General features: G+C 74.5%; 13 protein-coding genes. All 13 read right to left on the bottom strand.

What is annotated here, in order from left to right; genetic code table 11:
- Nucleotides 1-109 precede the first annotated feature (109 nt).
- The 13 genes from pyk to AAG589_RS04625 all read right to left on the bottom strand — a co-directional run bounded on the left by pyk (nucleotide 110) and on the right by AAG589_RS04625 (nucleotide 19,127).
- On the bottom strand, nucleotides 110-1,534 hold the full coding sequence (gene pyk, locus AAG589_RS04565; RefSeq protein WP_430566042.1) for a pyruvate kinase: 1,425 nt from the start codon (nucleotides 1,532-1,534) through the stop codon (nucleotides 110-112).
- Between the two features lie 82 nt (nucleotides 1,535-1,616).
- On the bottom strand, nucleotides 1,617-3,083 hold the full coding sequence (locus tag AAG589_RS04570) for a glutamate synthase subunit beta (RefSeq protein ID WP_430566043.1): 1,467 nt from the start codon (nucleotides 3,081-3,083) through the stop codon (nucleotides 1,617-1,619).
- Nucleotides 3,076-7,644 (bottom strand): glutamate synthase large subunit, encoded by a 4,569-nt coding sequence (gene gltB / locus AAG589_RS04575; protein WP_430566044.1) that lies wholly within the window; start codon nucleotides 7,642-7,644, stop codon nucleotides 3,076-3,078. Before gltB ends, AAG589_RS04570 begins: the two co-directional genes overlap by 8 nt.
- 121 nt (nucleotides 7,645-7,765) lie before the next feature.
- A complete protein-coding gene (lgt, locus tag AAG589_RS04580; protein ID WP_446719671.1) occupies nucleotides 7,766-8,881 on the bottom strand; it encodes a prolipoprotein diacylglyceryl transferase in 1,116 nt (371 codons plus the stop codon).
- Entirely contained in the window at nucleotides 8,878-9,753 is an 876-nt protein-coding gene (trpA, locus tag AAG589_RS04585) for a tryptophan synthase subunit alpha (RefSeq protein WP_446719672.1), read from the bottom strand. Before trpA ends, lgt begins: the two co-directional genes overlap by 4 nt.
- Nucleotides 9,750-11,063 (bottom strand): tryptophan synthase subunit beta, encoded by a 1,314-nt coding sequence (trpB, locus tag AAG589_RS04590; protein ID WP_430566045.1) that lies wholly within the window; start codon nucleotides 11,061-11,063, stop codon nucleotides 9,750-9,752. The genes trpA and trpB overlap by 4 nt, the downstream gene beginning before the upstream one ends.
- Nucleotides 11,064-11,241: 178 nt before the next feature.
- The gene (gene trpC, locus AAG589_RS04595) at nucleotides 11,242-12,066 is read right to left on the bottom strand and encodes an indole-3-glycerol phosphate synthase TrpC (protein ID WP_430566046.1); all 825 of its coding nucleotides are present in this window, start codon (nucleotides 12,064-12,066) and stop codon (nucleotides 11,242-11,244) included.
- Nucleotides 12,067-12,277: 211 nt separating this feature from the next.
- Nucleotides 12,278-12,556 (bottom strand): HGxxPAAW family protein, encoded by a 279-nt coding sequence (locus tag AAG589_RS04600; RefSeq protein WP_430566047.1) that lies wholly within the window; start codon nucleotides 12,554-12,556, stop codon nucleotides 12,278-12,280.
- A gap of 41 nt (nucleotides 12,557-12,597) precedes the next feature.
- On the bottom strand, nucleotides 12,598-13,278 hold the full coding sequence (locus AAG589_RS04605; protein WP_430566048.1) for a Trp biosynthesis-associated membrane protein: 681 nt from the start codon (nucleotides 13,276-13,278) through the stop codon (nucleotides 12,598-12,600).
- A gap of 33 nt (nucleotides 13,279-13,311) precedes the next feature.
- A complete protein-coding gene (locus AAG589_RS04610) occupies nucleotides 13,312-14,841 on the bottom strand; it encodes an anthranilate synthase component I (RefSeq protein WP_430566233.1) in 1,530 nt (509 codons plus the stop codon).
- A gap of 147 nt (nucleotides 14,842-14,988) precedes the next feature.
- Nucleotides 14,989-15,411, bottom strand: coding sequence for a phosphoribosyl-AMP cyclohydrolase (gene hisI, locus AAG589_RS04615; protein ID WP_446719682.1), 423 nt, complete (start codon nucleotides 15,409-15,411; stop codon nucleotides 14,989-14,991).
- Between the two features lie 96 nt (nucleotides 15,412-15,507).
- On the bottom strand, nucleotides 15,508-17,307 hold the full coding sequence (locus AAG589_RS04620; RefSeq protein ID WP_430566049.1) for an ABC transporter ATP-binding protein: 1,800 nt from the start codon (nucleotides 17,305-17,307) through the stop codon (nucleotides 15,508-15,510).
- The gene (locus AAG589_RS04625) at nucleotides 17,304-19,127 is read right to left on the bottom strand and encodes an ABC transporter ATP-binding protein (protein ID WP_430566235.1); all 1,824 of its coding nucleotides are present in this window, start codon (nucleotides 19,125-19,127) and stop codon (nucleotides 17,304-17,306) included. Before AAG589_RS04625 ends, AAG589_RS04620 begins: the two co-directional genes overlap by 4 nt.
- Between the last annotated feature and the right edge of the window lie 87 nt (nucleotides 19,128-19,214).

Below are 19,214 nucleotides of genomic sequence, written 5' to 3' on the forward strand. Positions count from 1 at the left end.
CACCCAACCGTCTCGTCCCCGGCCGGATCCCGCTGCGACGGCGACGGCCCGCACCCGCCGGAGCGGGTGCGGGCCGTGGATTCGTTCGACGCGCGCGGGACGTCGTCCGTCAGACGTCCGAGTGGCTGCCGACCTGGTGCACGAGGATCGAGTTCGTCGTGCCCGGCACGCCCACCGGGGCGCCGGAGACGATCACGACGCGGTCGCCGGGCTCGGCGAGGCCGTTCGCGCGCAGCGTCGAGTCGACCTGACCGACCATCGCGTCGACGCTCTCGACCTTCGGCACCTGGTAGGTCGTGGTGCCCCAGGTGAGGGCCAGGACGTTGCGCACGCTCTCCTCCGGGGTGAAGGCGAGCAGCGGGATCCCCGAGCGCAGGCGCGACATGCGCTTGGCCGAGTCGCCCGACTGCGTGAACGTCACGAGGTACTTCACGCCGAGCGAGTCGCCGATCTCCGCGGCCGCGCGGGTGATGACGCCGCCGCGGGTGTGCGGGGACGAGCCCAGCGGCGCGATGCGCTCACGGCCCATCTCCTCGGTCGCCTCGATGATCCGGGCCATCGTCTGGACCGTGATGATCGGGTAGTCGCCCACGCTGGTCTCGCCGGACAGCATGACCGCGTCCGCGCCGTCGAGGACCGCGTTGGCGCAGTCGGACGCCTCGGCGCGCGTCGGCGTCGGGCTGGTGGTCATCGACTCCAGCACCTGCGTGGCGACGATGACCGGCTTCGCGTTGCGGCGCGCCAGCTCGACGATGCGCTTCTGCACGAGCGGGACCTGCTCCAGCGGCATCTCCACGGCGAGGTCGCCGCGCGCCACCATGAAGCCGTCGAAGGCCGCGACGACCTCCTCCAGGTTCTCCACCGCCTGCGGCTTCTCGATCTTGGCGACGACGGGGACCGTGCGGCCCTCCTCCGCCATGATCGCCGCGACGTCGTCGTAGTCCTTCGCGGACCGGACGAACGACAGCGCGATGATGTCCGCGCCGAGGCGCAGCGCCCACCGCAGGTCGTCCGTGTCCTTATCCGACAGCGCGGGCACGGAGACCGCGACGCCGGGCAGGTTCAGGCCCTTGTTGTTCGAGACCGGGCCGGCGACCTCGACGGTCGTCGTGACGCGCGGGCCCTCGACGGCGGTGACGCGCACGCGCACCTTGCCGTCGTCGATGAGGATCGGGTCGCCGACGCGGGCGTCGTTCGGCAGACCCTTGTGGGTCGTCGAGACGAGCTCCTTGGTGCCCTCCACGTCCTCGGTGGTGATGGTGAACGTGTCACCCTCGTTGAGGAAGTGCTTCTGGTCGCCCGCGAACCGGCCGAGCCGGATCTTCGGGCCCTGCAGGTCGACGAGGACTGCGACGTTGCGGCCGGACTCCTTCGCCGCCTCTCGTACACCGTGGTAGACGGCCTCGTGCTCCGCCTGCTCCCCGTGGCTCCGGTTGATCCGGGCCACGTCCATGCCCGCGTCGACCAGCTCACGGAGCTTGGTCGGGGACGCCGTCGCGGGTCCGATGGTGCACACGATCTTCGCTCTGCGCATGTCTCCAGCCTCGTCGTCGATCCGCCCCGGCGCGAGCCGGGGCGGGCACCGGGTGCCCTTCCGGCACCCGGGTGTTTCATTCTTATCCTCGCAGCGCGACCGTCCGCGGGCCCACCGGCGCGGGCAGCTCGGAGCTGCCCTGCAGGTAGGCGTCGACGGCGGCCGCGGTCGCGCGGCCCTCGGCGATCGCCCAGACGATCAGCGACTGCCCACGACCCGCGTCGCCGGTCGCGTAGACGCCGGGCACGCTCGTGGCGTAGTCGTCGCCGCGCCGGACCAGCCCGCGGGTGGTGAGCTCCGCGCCGGTCTGGGTCACCAGTTCGTCGGTCTCCGGACCGGTGAACCCCATGGCGATGAGGACCAGGTCCGCCGGGATCTCCCGCTCGGTGCCCTCCTTGGGCACCCGCCGGCCGTCCGGCAGGTACTCGGTCTCCGCGACCTTGAGGGCGCGGACGTTGCCGTCCTCGCCCCCCACGAACTCTACCGTCGAGGCCAGGTAGCTGCGCTCCCCGCCCTCCTCGTGGGACGTCGAGACCTCGAACACGATCGGGTCGGTGGGCCACGGCTGGCTCGCCGATCGCTCGAGCGGCGGCTTCTTGCCGATCGCCAGCGTCGTGACGCTGGCCGCGCCCTGCCGCAGGGAGGTCCCCAGGCAGTCCGACCCGGTGTCGCCGCCGCCGATGATCACGACGTGCTTGCCCGCGGCCGACGGCGCGCCGTCGACGGGGGCGCCGGCAGCGGCCTTGTTGGCCGGGGTGAGGAAGTCCATCGCGAAGTGCACGCCGCCGAGCTCGCGCCCGGGCAGCGCGAGCTCACGGGGCACGGTCGCGCCCGTGGCGACCACGACGGCGTCGAACCGCCGGCGCAGCGCGTCCCACGTGATGTCGCGGCCGATGGCGACGCCCGGGCGGAACCGGGTGCCCTCGGCCTCCATCTGCTCGAGGCGACGGTCGATGTGCGACTTCTCGAGCTTGAAGTCGGGGATGCCGTAGCGCAGCAGCCCGCCGATCGCGTCGTCCCGCTCGTACACGACGACCGTGTGGCCGGCGCGCGTGAGCTGCTGCGCGGCGGCCAGGCCGGCCGGGCCCGAGCCGACGACGGCCACGGTGGAGCCCGTGAGGCGCTGGGGCACCTGCGGCGTCACCAGCCCGCGCTCGAACGCCTCGTCGATGATCGAGACCTCGACGTTCTTGATCGTGACGGCGGGCTGGTTGATGCCGAGCACGCAGCTCGTCTCGCACGGCGCCGGGCACACGCGCCCGGTGAACTCCGGGAAGTTGTTGGTCGCGTGCAGGCGCTCGATCGCGTCGGCCCACTGGTCGCGCCAGACCAGGTCGTTCCACTCGGGGATGAGGTTGCCCAGCGGGCACCCCTGGTGGCAGAACGGGATGCCGCAGTCCATACAGCGGCCCGCCTGCTCCTTGAGGAACGGCTGGCCGTCCTCGCGGTGGGCGTGCGTGTCCTTCCAGTCACGCAGCCGCACCTCGACCGGACGGTTCGGCGGGAGCTCGCGCTCCCGCACCTTCAGGAATCCGCGGGGGTCAGCCACGCGCCACCTCCATGATCTGCTCCCACATCGCCGGGTCGAAGTCGTCGCCCTCGCCCAGCGTCTTGCCTGCGGCCTCGGCGTCGGCCAGCGCGGCACGCACGCGGGCCCAGCCCGCGGGCAGGACGCGCGAGAACCGTGCGCGGGCGCCGTCGTCCTCCAGGAGCTCGGCCGCCACGGGCGAGCCGGTCTCCGCCAGGTGCCGTTCCAGCAGGCCGCGCACGCGGTCCCAGTCGGCGTCGTCCAGCGCGCCCACCTCGAGCTCGCCGCTCGTCACCGCCTGGGTGTTCATCGCGACGTCGCGCAGGTTGAGCACGTACGCCACGCCGCCCGACATCCCCGCGCCGAAGTTGCGGCCGGTCGGGCCGAGCACCAGCACGGTGCCGCCCGTCATGTACTCGCAGCCGTGGTCGCCCACGCCTTCCACGACCAGCGTCGCGCCGGAGTTGCGGACGCCGAAGCGCTCGCCCACCCGGCCGCGCAGCAGCACCTCGCCCGCCGTCGCGCCGTAGCCGATGACGTTGCCGGCCACCACGTTCGCGGCGCCCTCGAGCACCGCGGACCGGTCCGGCCGCACGACGATCCGGCCGCCCGACAGGCCCTTGCCGACGTAGTCGTTGGCGTCGCCGAACAGGCGCAGCGTCACGCCGCGCGGCAGGAAAGCCCCGAGCGACTGGCCGGCGGAGCCCGTGAGGGTCACGTCGATCGTGTCGTCGGGCAGCCCCTCGCCGCGGTACCGCTTGGTCACCTCGTGGCCGAGCATCGTGCCGACGGTGCGGTTGACGTTGCGCACCGGCAGCTCGATCCGCACCGGCAGCGCGTCCTCGAGCGCGGGCCGCGCCTGCTCGATCAGCTGATTGTCCAGCGCCTTGGCCAGGCCGTGGTCCTGCGTGGCCACCTGGTGCAGCGTCGTGCCCGGCACGGGCTCCGGCGCGGCGAGCACGGGGGCCAGGTCGAGCCCCTGCGCCTTCCAGTGGTCGACGGCCTTGCGCGTGTCGAGCGCCTCGACCCGGCCGACCGCCTCCTCGATCGAGCGGAAGCCGAGCGACGCCAGGTGCTCGCGCACCTCCTGCGCGATGAACTCGAAGAAGTTCACGACGAATTCCGGCTTGCCGGTGAACCGCTTGCGCAGCTCCGGGTTCTGCGTCGCGACGCCCACCGGGCAGGTGTCCAGGTGGCACACGCGCATCATGACGCAGCCCGAGACCACCATCGGCGCGGTGGCGAAGCCGAACTCCTCGGCTCCGAGCAGCGCGGCCACGACGACGTCGCGCCCGGTCTTCATCTGGCCGTCGACCTGCACGACGATGCGGTCGCGCAGGTTGTTGAGCACGAGGGTCTGCTGGGTCTCGGCCAGGCCGATCTCCCACGGCGTGCCCGCGTGCTTGAGCGACGTCAGCGGGCTGGCGCCCGTGCCGCCGTCGTGGCCCGAGATGAGCACGACGTCCGCGTGCGCCTTGGACACGCCCGTCGCCACGGTGCCGACGCCGAACTCGGAGACGAGCTTGACGTGCACGCGCGCCGCCGGGTTGGCGTTCTTGGCGTCGTGGATCAGCTGTGCCAGGTCCTCGATCGAGTAGATGTCGTGGTGCGGGGGCGGCGAGATGAGGCCCACGCCCGGCGTGGAGTGCCGGGTCTTCGCGACCCACGGGTACACCTTGGGCCCGGGCAGCTGGCCGCCCTCGCCCGGCTTGGCGCCCTGGGCGAGCTTGATCTGGATGTCGTCGGCGTTCGTGAGGTACTCGCTCGTCACGCCGAACCGGCCCGACGCGATCTGCTTGACCCGCGAGCGGCGCTCGGGGTCGTACAGCCGCTCCGGGTCCTCGCCGCCCTCGCCGGTGTTGGACCGGCCGCCCAGGCGGTTCATGGCGATCGCGAGGGTCTCGTGCGCCTCCGCGGAGATCGAGCCGTACGACATCGCGCCGGTGTTGAACCGCTTGACGATCTCGGAGACCGGCTCGACCTCGTCGATCGGCACCGGCTCACGGTCCGGGGTGAACCGCAGCAGGCCGCGCAGCGTCATGAGCCGGCGGGACTGCTCGTCCACGCGCCGCGTGTACTGCCGGAAGATGTCCATCCGGCCCGTGCGGGTCGCGTGCTGCAGCCGGAAGACGGTCTCGGGGTCGAAGAGGTGCTCCTCGCCGTCCCGGCGCCACTGGTACTCGCCGCCGCTGGTGAGGCGCTGGTGCGGCGCGTGGTTCCCGGACGCGGGGTAGGCCTCCGCGTGCCGCGCCGCGACCTCGGCCGCGATGACGTCCAGGCCGATGCCGGCCAGGCGGCTCGTGGTGCCGGTGAAGTAGTCGTCGACCAGCTCGTGCGAGAGCCCGACGGCCTCGAAGATCTGGGCGCCGCGGTACGACATGATCGTCGAGATGCCCATCTTGCTCATCACCTTGAGCACGCCCTTGCCGAGCGCGGTGATGAGGTTGGCGACGGCCTTCTCCGGCGTGACGTCGAGGTAGCCGCGCAGTGCGAGGTCCTCCACCGTCTCCATCGCGAGGTACGGGTTCACCGCGGCCGCGCCGTACCCGATGAGGAGCGCCACGTGGTGCACCTCGCGCACGTCGCCCGCCTCGACCACGAGCGAGATCCGGGTGCGCGTGCCCTGGCGCAGCAGGTGGTGGTGCACGGCGCTGGTCAGGAGCAGCGACGGGATCGGCGCGAGCTCCGAGTCGGAGTCGCGGTCGGACAGCACGACGTGCGTCACGCCGTCGGCGATGTCCGCGTCGACCTGGGCGAAGATCTCCTCGAGCCGGGCCTGCAGCGCCTTGCCGCCGCCGGACACCTCGTAGAGGCCGCGCACGATGCCGGCGCGGAACTCGCCCTCCAGGCGCGGGTCGCGGTCGATGCGCACGATCTTGGCGAGCTCGTCGTTGTCGAGCACCGGGAACGGCAGGTCGAGCTTGCGGGCGTGGCTCGCGACCTCCTCGAGGAGGTTCGGCTCCGGGCCGATCGTGCTGTCGATCGCCGTGACGAGCTGCTCGCGGATCGAGTCCAGCGGCGGGTTGGTCACCTGGGCGAACATCTGGGTGAAGTAGTCGAAGAGCAGCCGCGGCCGGCTCGACAGCACCGCGATCGGGGTGTCCGAACCCATGGCCCCGAGCGCCTCCGCGCCGGTGTCCGCCATCGGCGTCAGGAGGATCTTCAGCTCCTCGGTGGTGTACCCGAAGGCGCGCTGCCGGCGCTGGACGGACGCGGGCGAGTGCGCCACGTGCTCGCGCTCCGGCAGCGAGTCCAGCGTGATGGTGTTGCCGGCGATCCACTCGCCGTACGGGCGCTGGGCGGCGAGCTGCGACTTGAGCTCGTCGTCCTCCACGATGCGCCCCTGCTCCGTGTCGACCAGGAACATGCGGCCCGGCTCGAGCCGGCCCTTGCGCACGATCGTCGCGGGGTCGAGGTCCAGCACGCCGGCCTCCGACGCGAGCACGACGAGGCCGTCCTCGGTCACCCAGTAGCGCCCCGGCCGCAGGCCGTTGCGGTCCAGGACGGCGCCGATCAGGGTGCCGTCGGTGAACGTGAGGCAGGCGGGCCCGTCCCACGGCTCCATGAGGTTCGCGTGGTACTGGTAGAACGCCCGCCGCGCCGCGTCCATCTCGGCGTGGTTCTCCCACGCCTCCGGGATCATCATCAGCACGGCGTGGGGCAGCGACCGGCCCGACAGGTGCAGCAGCTCCAGCACCTCGTCGAAGCTCGCCGAGTCGCTCGAGCCCTCCGTGCACACCGGCAGCAGCGGCGACAGGTCGCCGAGCACCTCGCTGGCCATGGTGCTCTCGCGGGCGGCCATCCAGTTGCGGTTGCCGCGCACGGTGTTGATCTCGCCGTTGTGCGCCACGAGCCGGAACGGCTGCGCCAGCGGCCACGACGGGAACGTGTTCGTCGAGAAGCGGGAGTGGACCAGGGCGATCTCCGACGCGTAGCGCGGGTCGCTCAGGTCGGGGAAGAACGGCTCGAGCTGCGCCGTGGTGAGCATGCCCTTGTAGGTGAGGGTGCGGCTCGACAGCGACGCGAGGAAGAGGTCCAGCTCGTTCTGGGCCCGCTTGCGCAGGCGGTACGTGCGCCGGTCGAGCTCCAGGCCCGACAGCTCGCGCGACGGGTCCGCCACGACGACCTGCCGGAACAGGGGCATCGACGCGCGCGCCGTCGGGCCGACCAGGTCGGCCGTGACCGGCACGTCGCGCCAGGCAAGCACGTCGAGCTTCTCCTCCGCGGCGATCGCCTCGAACCGGCGCGCGAGCGCGTCGGCCTCCGCGACGTCCTGGGGCAGGAACGCCATGCCGATCGCGTAGTGGCCGGCGGGCGGGAGCTCCGCGGCCACCACGTCACGGACGAAGGCGTCCGGGATCTGCGTGAGGATCCCGGCCCCGTCACCGCTGTTCTCCTCGGCACCCACCGCACCGCGGTGGTCGAGGTTCAGCAGGGCGGTCAGGCCCGCGTCCACGATGTCGCGGCCGGGCGTCCCGCGCAGGGTCGCGACGAACGCGACACCGCACGCGTCGTGCTCGGACGCGGGGTCGTAGAGGCCCTGGGCCGAGGGCCCCGCGACCCGATGCTGCGGCGTGGTCATCAACACCGTCCTCCTGCACGCCCGCACGCGGGCGCGTCATGCTCAAAGGTGGTCGGGACGTCGTCGGCCCGTCGGAAACATAGGCGGCACCGCCCGGGTGGTACCCCGGGCCGGAACCGCCTCAGGCGCGGTCCGCCGGCCCCGGGTCGGGCCCGGCGGCGTCCGCGTCCGCACGGTGCGGTCCGCCGCCGCTGTCGCGACGGTCGTCCCGGCCGGGAGCGCCTGCGGCGGCCCCGGCGTGCGCGGTGCTCGTGGTGTCAAGCTCAGTGCCTGGCTCAATGTCAGGCTCAGTGTCGGGCTCGGTGCCGGGCACGAGGTCGTCCCCGGACCGACGGTCCTCCCCCTGCCCGTCGCGGCTGCGGCCGGGCAGCTCCACCCCGTCCTCACGGTCCGGGTGACGCCTGCCGATGACGACGAAGGCGACGAGGGCACCGAGGCCCACGACGATCGACGTCCACACGTTCAGACGCAGCCCGAGCACGTGCTCGGCGGTGTCGATGCGGAGCATCTCGATCCACACCCTGCCCAGAGTGTAGAGCGCGACGTAGGCCCAGAATACCCGCCCATGACCGAGCCTGTACCGGCGGTCGAGCCAGACGAGAAGCGCGGCCGCCCCGAGGTTCCAGAGCAGCTCGTACAGGAACGTGGGGTGGAACAGCGTCCCGGCCGCGAACGACGTGCCGGTCTGGGCGTTGAGGCGCTCGATGACCTCCGGCGAGACCTCGAGGCCCCACGGGAGCGTGGTCGGCGCCCCGAACAGCTCCTGGTTGAACCAGTTGCCGAGCCTCCCCACCGCCTGCGCGACGAGCAGGCCGGGGGCCAGCGCGTCGGCGAAGGAGCTCAGGCGCACGCCCTTGCGGCGGCAGCCGATCCAGGCGCCGACGGCACCGAGCGCCACCGCGCCCCAGATCCCGAGGCCGCCCTCCCAGACGTACAGGGCGCGCACGGGGTCGCCACCGGCTCCCCAGTACGGCTCGGGCGTGCTGACCACGTGGTAGAGCCGGCCGCCGACGATGCCGAACGGCACGGCCCAGAACGCGATGTCCAGCACGTCGTCGGCCACGCCCCCGCGGGCGACCCAGCGCTTGGTCGTGATCCAGATCGCGACGGCGATGCCCGCGAGGATGGCGAACGCGTAGGCGCGCAGCGGCACGGGGCCGAGGTACCAGGTGTGCTGCGACGGGCTCGGGATCGCCGCCTGCACCGACGCGGCGGACGCCAGGAGGGTCGCGCTCACGCGCCCTCCCCCGGCCCCCCACGGGCGCGGCGCACGCCGTCGGCCAGGTCCGCCACGGTCGCCCGCAGCGCCTCGAGCCGTTCCTCCCACGGGCGGTCGGCCAGCAGGGGCCGCACCAGCGCGGAGCCGACGATCACGCCGTCGGCGAAACGGCCCACCTCGGCGGCCTGGTCGCCGGACGACACGCCGAGCCCCACGCACACGTGGTCGGCCCCGGCCGCCCGGGTGTCGGCGACGAGCTGCTCGGCCCGGTCGCCCACCTGGTCGCGGGTGCCGGTGACGCCCATCGTCGACGCCGCGTAGACGAAGCCGCGCGACGCGCGCGCCGTGAGCGCCAGGCGCTCGGGCGTGGAGCTCGGCGCGACGAGGAACACGCGGTCGAGGCCGTGCTCCTGCGAGGCCGCGATCCAGTCGGCGCCCTCGTCCGGGATGAGGTCGGGGGTGATGAGCCCCGCCCCGCCGGCGGCGGCCAGGTCGCGCGCGAACGCGTCCACCCCGTACCGCAGCACCGGGTTCCAGTACGTCATCACCAGGGCGGGCACCCGCCCGCCGGAGTGCTCGGCCACGGCCTCCACGACGCGCAGCACGTCGCGCACCCGGGCGCCGCCGGCCAGCGCGGCCTCGGCCGCCCGCTGGATGACGGGGCCGTCCATCACGGGGTCCGTGTACGGGACGCCGATCTCCACGACGTCCACGCCGGCGTCGACCATGGCCAGCACGGCCTCGATCGAGCGCTCCACGTCGGGGAAGCCGACCGGCAGGTAGCCGACCAGGGCGGCGCGGCCCTCGGCGCGCAGCGCGTCCAGGCGTGCGCCGGTGGTCGACCCCGCGGACGGTGTCGCCGCGGGCGGGGTGTCGGTCGTCGTGCTCACTGGTCTCCCTCCGGCGTGGCGTCGGCCGCCGTCTGCTCGTCGAGGAGCCCGAACCAGCGCGCGGCCGTGGCCACGTCCTTGTCACCGCGCCCCGAGAGGTTCACGAGGATCACCTGGCCGGTGCGCCCGGCCTCGGCGGCCTCACGCCCCAGGCGCATGGCGCCGGCGAGGGCGTGCGCGGACTCGATCGCCGGGATGATCCCCTCGGTGCGGCACAGGAGCCGGAAGGCCTCCATGGCCTCGTCGTCGGTCACGGGCTCGTACGTGGCGCGGCCCAGGTCGTGCAGCCAGGAGTGCGCGGGCCCGACGCTCGGGTAGTCCAGGCCGGCCGAGACGGAGTGGCTCGGCAGCGTCTGCCCGTCGTCGTCCTGCAGCAGGTAGGAGCGGGCGCCGTGCAGCACCCCCGGGGCCCCGCCGGAGAAGCGGGCCGCGTGCCGACCGGACTCGACGCCCTCTCCGCCGGCCTCGAAGCCGTGCAGGGAGACGCCCTCGTCGTCGAGGAACGCGTTGAAGATGCCGAGCGCGTTGGAGCCGCCGCCCACGCACGCCGCGACGGCGTCGGGCAGGCGGCCGGTGCGCTCGAGGATCTGCTCGCGCGCCTCCTCGCCGATGATGCGGTGGAACTCGCGCACCATCTCCGGGAACGGGTGCGGTCCGGTGACCGTGCCGAGCAGGTAGTGCGTGCTCTCGACGTTCGCGACCCAGTCGCGCAGGGCCTCGTTGATCGCGTCCTTGAGGGTGCGCGACCCGATGGTCACGGGCACGACCTCGGCGCCCAGCAGGCGCATCCGGGCCACGTTCAGCGCCTGGCGCCGCGTGTCCTCCTCGCCCATGTACACGACGCACTCGAGGTCGAGCAGGGCCGCGGCGGTGGCCGTGGCCACGCCGTGCTGCCCCGCGCCGGTCTCGGCGATCACGCGCGTCTTGCCCATGCGCTTGACCAGCAGCGCCTGGCCGAGCACGTTGTTGATCTTGTGCGACCCGGTGTGGTTGAGGTCCTCGCGCTTGAGGAACACCCGGTGACCCGCCTCCGCGCCGCCGCAGTGCTCCGCGAACCGCGGCACCTCGGTGAGGGGCGAGGGACGGCCCGTGTACTCGCGGTGCAGGCGCGCCAGCTCGTCCGTGAACGCCGGGTCCCCGAGGGCCTTGCGGTACTCGGTCTCGAGCTCGTCGAGAGCGGCGATGAGGGCCTCGGGCACGAAGCGTCCGCCGAACTGCCCGAAGTACGGGCCCTCGACGTCCGCGAGCCGCCCGAGGACCTGGTGCGCCAGGGTCTCGGTGAGCGCCTCCCGTACGGGCTGGTCGGGCACGGGTCCTCCGTCTCTCGTCGGCACCGCTCGGCGGACTGCACGAGAGGTCGTCCGAGGGTACCGGTCGTCGGGACCTCGGCCGCCCGCCGTCCAGGACGCGGTGGGGTGTGCCGTCTGGTGATGTGCTGTGCGGTGTGCTGTGGTCACCGGGACGGCCAGGAGGCCGCCCGGGAGGGGGTTACGGCTGGGCCGCCGGACGGACGGACCACAGGGCCGGGTGCTGCCCGGCGGCGACGAGGTCCGCCACCGACCGGCGCGGCGCGCCGTCGGTCACGAGCGCCTCGCCCACGAGCACGGCGTGCGCGCCGGACCGGGCGTAGTCGAGCACGTCGTGGGGGCCGCGGACGCCGGACTCCGCGACGCGCACCACGTCGTCGGGGATGAGCGGGGCGAGCCGCGCGAACGTCGTGCGGTCCACCTCGAGGGTCTTGAGGTCGCGGGCGTTGACGCCGACGACGCGCGCCCCCGCGTCGAGCGCCCGGCGCACCTCGTCCTCGGTGTGGGCCTCGACCAGGGCAGTCATACCGAGCGAGTGCACCCGCTCGATCAGGGACGTCAGCACCGTCTGCTCCAGGGCCGCGACGATGAGCAGCACGAGGTCCGCGCCGTGGGCGCGCGCCTCCCACACCTGGTACGGCGTGACGACGAAGTCCTTGCGCAGCACCGGCACGTCCACCCGGGCGCGCACCGCGTCCAGGTCGGCCAGCGACCCGCCGAACCGCCGCTGCTCCGTGAGCACCGAGATCGCGCTGGCGCCGCCGCTGGCGTACTCCTCGGCCAGCGCCGCAGGGTCCGAGATCGGCGCCAGGTCGCCCTTGCTGGGGCTGGACCGCTTGACCTCCGCGATCACGGCGACGCGATCCTCCGAGAGCAGGCGGCCGCAGCACTCGAGCGCGCCCGGCACGCGGGCCGCGCGCTCCTTGAGCTCGTCGAGCGACGTCCGCGCCTGGCGTACCGCGAGGTCCTCACGGACCCCCGCGACGATGTCCTCCAGGACCGTCATGGTCTGCCTCCCCGTCCCCAGACGCCGCACCGACGCCTGCCAGCCATCGTAGGCCCGCCCGCGAGCCGGCCAGGACGCGTCTCCGAGCGTGAGACGCGCGGCAGGCATCGCGCCGGGGCCGGACACGACGACGGCGCGCCCCCCTCGGTGGGGGCGCGCCGTCGTGCGGGCTCGATACGGTCCTGGTTCGCCAGGACCGGCTCGGCCCGGGTCAGTGACCGGACGACGTCCGGCGCGGCGTGACGCCGTCCTTGGGCTGGCCGAAGCCCAGGTTGCGCAGCACCAGGCCGAGCACGAGGGAGGCGGCCACGATCACGGCGCCGATCCAGACCAGCACGTCCGGGACCTGGGGCAGCATCCCGACGGCGCCGACGGCCACGCCCAGCATGATGCCGATCATCGCCGACCACGCGGCGGTCGTGTGGCCGTGGTTCGTGGGCGGGACGGCCGGCGGCAGGTAGGCCACCTCGGCGTTGCGGTTCTCGGTCATGGGAATGTGATGCCCTTTCGTGACGTGGTGCGCGGTCCAGCCTAGCGGTCCGCGGACGGGTCCGTTCCCCGGGAGAGCGCGTCCCACGCGTCGTGGGGATCGTGCTGACCAGGCGCGTCGGGGGCGGCACCCTCGGCGGGCGCGGCCGCCGTGCCCGCACCGTCGGCGGCGTCGCCGGTCGCGTCCGCGCGCTCGTGCCGCCCGGACGTGGCCCCCCAGGCGGGCGCGCCCGCCGCGGCGAGCGCGGCGACGAGCACCGCCACCGCCCCGAGGGCCACCGTCAGCCAGGGCCAGACGGCGACGGCGACGGGCGACGTGAGGTCCGTCACGCCCGCGGTGGTCGAGGCGCCCGAGGTCGCGGCGGGAAGCGGGTCGAGCAGCACGGCCGCGGCCGAGGCCGAGGCGAGGGCGCCGGCGAGGGCGACCACGACCAGCGCGACCCATCGCGCGACGCGGCCCGCGATGGCGAGGGCGACGCCGCCCGCCACGACCACCAGGGCCGCGGCGCCGACCGCCGGGGCCGCGGTGGTGCCCGTCACCGCGACGTCGACGGTGGGCTCGAGGGCCGTCGACACCGTCGTGCTCACCCAGGTGGGCGACGCCGTCGCGAGCGTGAGCCCGCCGACGAGCACCACCGACCACACCGCGCGCGCCCGCGCGCGCAGCGGCCCGTGGCCCGGGGTGCGGATCCCGCTCGGGGTGCCTGCTGCCTCGTCGTCCATCGGTCCGTCCTGCCCGTCACTCGTGCGCACGGTTCACAGCGCCCGGAACCGCGCGGCCAGCTGCACGGCGCGCACCGCCGCGGCCGCCTTGTTGCGCGACTCCTCGTACTCCAGCGCGGGCACCGAGTCGGCGACGATGCCGCCGCCGGCCTGCACCCACGCCCGGCCGTCACGGATGCACGCGGTGCGGATCGCGATCGCCATGTCCATGTTGCCGCCGAAGTCGAAGTAGCCCACCGTGCCGCCGTAGATCCCGCGCGACGCCGGCTCGAGCTCGTCGATCAGCGCGACGGCGCGCGGCTTGGGCGCCCCTGACAGGGTGCCCGCGGGGAACGTCGCACGCAGGGTGTCGAGCGCCGTCGCGCCCGCCCGCAGCCGACCGACGACGGTGGAGCACAGGTGCATGATGTGGCTGAACCGGCGGGTGGCCATGAACTCGACCACCTCGACCGAGGTCGGCTCGCAGACCTTGACGAGGTCGTTGCGCGACAGGTCGACGAGCATGAGGTGCTCGGCGCGCTCCTTGGGGTCGGCGAGGAGCTCCTCGCCGAACGTCACGTCCTCCTCGACCGTCGCGCCGCGCGGGCGGGAGCCGGCGATGGGGTAGGTCGTGACGTGGCCGTCGGTCACCTTCACCAGCGTCTCGGGGCTGGACCCGACCACGGAGAAGTCGCGCCCGTCCGGTCCGGTGAGCCGGAAGTAGTACATGTAGGGGCTCGGGTTGATGGTGCGCAGCGCGCGGTACACGTCCAGCGGCGCGGCCGGGCAGTCCAGGCCGAGCCGCTGGGACAGCACGACCTGGAAGACCTCGCCGTCGCGGATCGCCTCCTGGCCGGCGCGCACGGCGGACTCGAACTCCTCGCGGGTGGAGCGGAACTCCAGCGCCGGCTCCGGCACCTCCTCGGGCCCGCGCAGCACGGTGGGCTCGGCCGGCGCGGGCGACGCGAGGCGCGCCTGCATCGCGTCGAGCCGGGCGACGGCGTCGGCGTGCGCCTCGTCCACCCGATCGTCCGTGCCGTCGCCGTTGATGGCGTTGGCGATGAGCCAGGCGGTGCCCGTGTGGTGGTCCACCGCCACGAGATCCGTCGCCAGGCTCAGCGCCACCTCCGGCACGCCGAGCTCGTCGGGGGCGTTCGCGGGCAGCGTCGGCTCCCAGTGCCGCACGACGTCCCAGCCGAGCGCGCCCGTGAGCCCCCCGGTCAGGGGTGGCAGCCCGTCGATCGGCGGCGTGCGCAGCGCCTCGAGGGCCGCGCCGAGCACGTCGACGACGTCGCCCTCGCGCGGGATGCCGGCCGGCACGTCGCCGTGCCACACGGCGCGTCCGTCGCGCGCCGTGAGGGTGGCCCGCGAGTCGACGCCCACGAACGACCAGCGCGACCAGCCGCCGGACGACTCCGCGGACTCCAGCACGAAGGTGCCCGGGCGGTCCTGGGCCAGGGTGCGGTACAGGCCCACCGGGGTGACGTCGTCCGCCAGCACGCGACGGACCACCGGGATCACGCGGCGGTCGACCGCCAGGGCGCGGAAGGTGCCGAGGCCCGGCCACGTCGCGCCCCACGCCAGGTCCTCCGTCGTCGGGCCCGCGAGGGGGCGCGAGGTCGCCGCGGGGGCGGCGGTGTCGGGGGGCGTGACGGCGGGGGTGGTCACCGGTCCTCCTGGGGATCGTGGGGTGCGTACGTGGTCAGGTTCAGGTCGGTTGAGGTCGGGTCGTCAGGGGCGCGCGGCCGGGGCGTCCGGGCCGACGACGGCACCCAGGTCGCCGCCCGCCTCGAAGCAGGTGCGGGTGCCGGTGTGGCAGGCGGCGCCCACCTGGTGGACGCGCACGAGCAGCGCGTCGCCGTCGCAGTCCAGGGCGACGGACCGGACGAGCTGGACGTGCCCGGAGGTGTCCCCCTTGCGCCAGTACTCCTCGCGCGACCGGCTCCAGAACGTCACGCGGCCCTCGGTCAGGGTGCGGCGCAGGGCCTCGTCGTCCATCCAGCCGAGCATGAGGACCTCGCCCGTGTCGTGCTGCTGCACGATCGCCGCGACGAGGCCGTGCTCGTCCCGCTTGAGTCGCTCGGCGATCGCGGGGTCGAGGACAGGGTCGAGCACCACGTCGGGCGCGGACCCGGGCACGGAGGCATCGGTCAGATCGGGCACCCGTGCATCTTCCCACGCCCCGCCGGGGTGCGGGGCGCGCCGTCCACCTCGCCGTCGAGGGCGCGGTCGATCACGCGGGCCGGGCCGTCAGCGGGTCTGTGCGACCCAGCTCGCGTGCATCCGCGCGTACACGCCGCCGGCGGCCGCCAGCTCGGCGTGCCCGCCGACCTCGACCACGCGCCCGTCGTCGACGACGACCACGAGGTCGCTGGCCTCGGCCGTCGAGAGCCGGTGGGCGATGGTGATCGTCGACCGGCCGGAGGTGAGCGAGTCCAGCGCCCGCGCGATCCGCACCTCGGCCGCGGGGTCGACGGCCGAGGTCGCCTCGTCCAGCACCAGCAGGTCGGGGGCCGCCAGATAGGCGCGCGCGATGGCGACAAGCTGCCGCTCCCCCGCGCTCAGCGCCTCGCCGCGCTGACCGACCGGCGTGTCGAGGCCCTGCGGCAGCCCGGCCACCCAGTCGGCGAGGCCGAGCGCGTCCACGGCCTCGGTGACGCGCGCCCGGGTCGCGCCGGCGTCGGACGGCGGCTCCGGCCGCAGCCCGTACGCCACGTTCTGCTCGACCGTGCCGTCGAAGAGGAAGCCCTCCTGCGGCACGAGGACGACCCGCTCTCGTAGGGAGGCGAGGCTCAGGCGGCGCAGGTCGACGCCGTCGAGCAGCACCTGGCCCGCCGTGGGGTCCATGAGGCGGGCGACCAGCTTGGCGACGGTGGTCTTGCCCGAACCCGTGCGCCCGACGACGGCGACCTTGCGGCGGGCGGGCAGCTCCAGGTCCACCCCGTGCAGCACCTCGGGCCCGTCGGGGTAGGCGAACCGCACGCCCCGCAGCTCGACCGCGGCCGGGCCGCGCGGGCTCGGTACGGCGTCGTCCGCGTCGGCCACGTCCACCGGCGTCTCCAGCACCGCGAGCACGCGACGCCAGCCCGCGACGGCGTTCTGCAGCTCGTTGAGGATCTCCGTGGCCTGCTGGACCGGTCCCGTGAAGAGCTGCACGAGGAACAGGAACGCGACCACCTGACCCGCCGTCAGGCCGCCGCCGACGCCGAGCAGCGTGCCCACCACCACGACGACGGCGAGCACCAGGTTGGCCACCAGGACGCCGCTCGAGAACACCGACGAGACGAGGAGCTGGGCGCGGGCCTGCGTGGCGCGCGTGCGCTCGACGGCCGCGTCGACCCGGCGGCCGGTCCGCGCGGCGACGCCGTAGGCGCGCACCGTCTCGGCGCCCACCACGGCCTCGGAGATCGCGCCGAGCATCGCGCCGACGGCCTGCCGCACCGCCGCGTACGCGCGGTTCACCACGCCCTGCGCCCGACGCAGCACGAGGAACAGCGGCACGAAGCAGGCCCAGACCACGAGGGTGAGCTGCCACGAGTACACCGCCATGAGGGCCGTGGCCACGAGCACCTGCAGGCTGGACACGAGCAGCTGGATGCCGCCCCACTGCACGAACAGCGAGATCGTGTCGACGTCGGAGGTCACGCGGGACACGAGCGCGCCGCGGCGCTCGGTGCCCTGCGCCAGGGTGGACAGGTCGTGCACGTGCCGGAACGCCTGGACGCGCAGGGCCGCGAGCCCCGCCTCGGTGCGGCGGAACAGCCGGACGTTGACCACGGACGTGCACAGGCCCGCGACGACGACGGCGCCCGCGGCGAGCCCGGTCAGCAGCGCCACCCGCCCTCCGTCCGGGCCGCCGCCGGCGAGGATGCCGTCGTCGATGGTCCGCTGCACGGCGACGGGCACGACGACGCGGCCGGCCGCCGCCAGCACCGCGAGCGCGAGCGTGACCCACAGCCCGTCGACGATCTGCGGGGAGATCTGCACGCCGCGGCGCAGCGTGGCGAGGACGCCCAGCTCGCTGGCGGCGGCGATGCGCGTCGCGCTCACGGCGTCCTCTCGTGCTGCTCGGCTCCCTGCGGCCTCTCCCCCGCGGCGGCCTCGTCGGCGCGCTCGCGCGCCCGGCGCTCCGTCTCCCGCTCGTAGGCGGTGGCGAGCGCGCGGTACCCGGGGTCCCGGGCCAGCAGGTCGGCGTGCGGCCCGACGTCGACGACGCGGCCGCCCTCGAGGTGCACGACGACGTCCGCGAGCGCCACCGAGGACATGCGGTAGGCGACCATGACGACGGTCGTGCCGCGCGCCCCGTCGCCGCGGGCCGCGGAGAGGGAACCGAGGATCTCCCCCTCCACGCGCGGGTCGACCGCCGACGTCGCGTCGTCGAGGACGAGCAGCCGCGGCCGGCGCACGAGCGCCCGCGCGACGGCGAGCCGCTGCCGCTGCCCGCCCGAGAGGTTCGCGCCGCGCTCCCCCAGGGGCGCGTCGAGCCCGCCGGGCAGCGCGCGCACGACGTCGTCGACCCGGGCGACGCGCAGCGCCTCCCAGACCTCGGCGTCGTCGGGCGCGCCGTCGTCGCCGGGGTCGGCGAGCGTGACGTTGGCGCGGACCGTGTCCTCGAAGACGAACGTCTGCTGCGTCACGAGCGCCACCTGCGCGGGGATCTCGCCGGGTGCCAGGTCGCGCACGTCCGCGCCGTCGAGCAGGACCCGGCCGCGGCTCGGGTCGCTGAGGCGCGCGAGCAGCGACACGAGGGTCGTCTTGCCGGCGCCGGTGCTGCCGACGACCGCCACGGTGGCCCCCGGCGCGACGTCGAGGTCGACGCGGTCGAGCAGGGTGGCCGTCGTGCCCGCCGCGGGCACGTCGACCCCGACGCCCTCGAGCCGGACCGCCAGGCCGCCGGCCGCGCGCGGCAGCGTCCGCGTGCCGGGCGCCAGCGTCGACGGGGCGTCGAGGATCGTCGCGATCCGGTCGTAGCCGACCAGGGCGCGCGGCAGCTCGCCGAGCACCCAGCCGAACGCGCGCACCGGCACCGCCATGACCGTCAGCAGGTAGGCGGCCGTCACGACGTCGCCGGCGTCGACCGCTCCGGTGGACGCCCGCCAGGTGCCCACGCCGAGCACGGCCAGCGTGCCGAGGGAGGGCAGCAGCTCGATCACCGGGTCGAACACGGCCCGGACGGTGCCGACGCGCACGTTCGCGGCCCGCAGCGCATCGGTGCGCTCGGCGAACCGCCGCTCCTCGCGGCCGGCGGTGCCCAGCGAGGTGACGAGCAGCGCGCCCTCGAACGACTCGTGCGCGACGTCCGCCACCTCGGCGCGCAGCTGCTGCGCGCGCGTGACGGCCGGCGTCATGTGCCGCTGGAAGACGACGTTCGCCGCGATCGCGGCGGGCACGACCAGCAGGGCCGCGACCGCCAGCCACACGTCCACGGCCAGCAGCATCCCGGCCGCGACCACGATCATCACCACGACCCCGAGCGCGAAGGGCAGCGGGTTGAACACGCCGGTCGCGGCCTCGACGTCGGCGCTCGCCGCGGACAGCAGCCGGCCCGCCGGGTGCGCGCGGTGCCACGAGACCGGCAGCCGCAGGTACTGCCCGGTCAGCCCGCGCCGGTGGTGCGCCTGGATCGCCGCGAACCCGTAGCCCGCCCAGACGCGCCGCCCGGCCACGCCGAGGGCGAGGGTGAGCGCCACGGCGGCGAGCACGAGGCCGGCGACCCAGATGCGCGAGCGCGCGTCCGCGTCGCCCGCGATCGCGGGGACCACGACCGCGTCGGTGGCCCAGCCGACGGCGCGGCTCACCGCGACCGTGGCGGCGCCGAACACGGCCGACGCACCCACCGCCAGCACGTACAGGCGGGGCTCGGAGCGCATGCCGCGCCACACGAGCGTCGCCGAGCGGCGCAGCCTCGACCCGGTGAGCGCGGTCGTGCGGGTTCCGCTCACCGTCGGCGAGGGTGT

The organism is Isoptericola sp. F-RaC21 (assembly GCF_038593535.1).
GTDB lineage: Bacteria > Actinomycetota > Actinomycetes > Actinomycetales > Cellulomonadaceae > Isoptericola.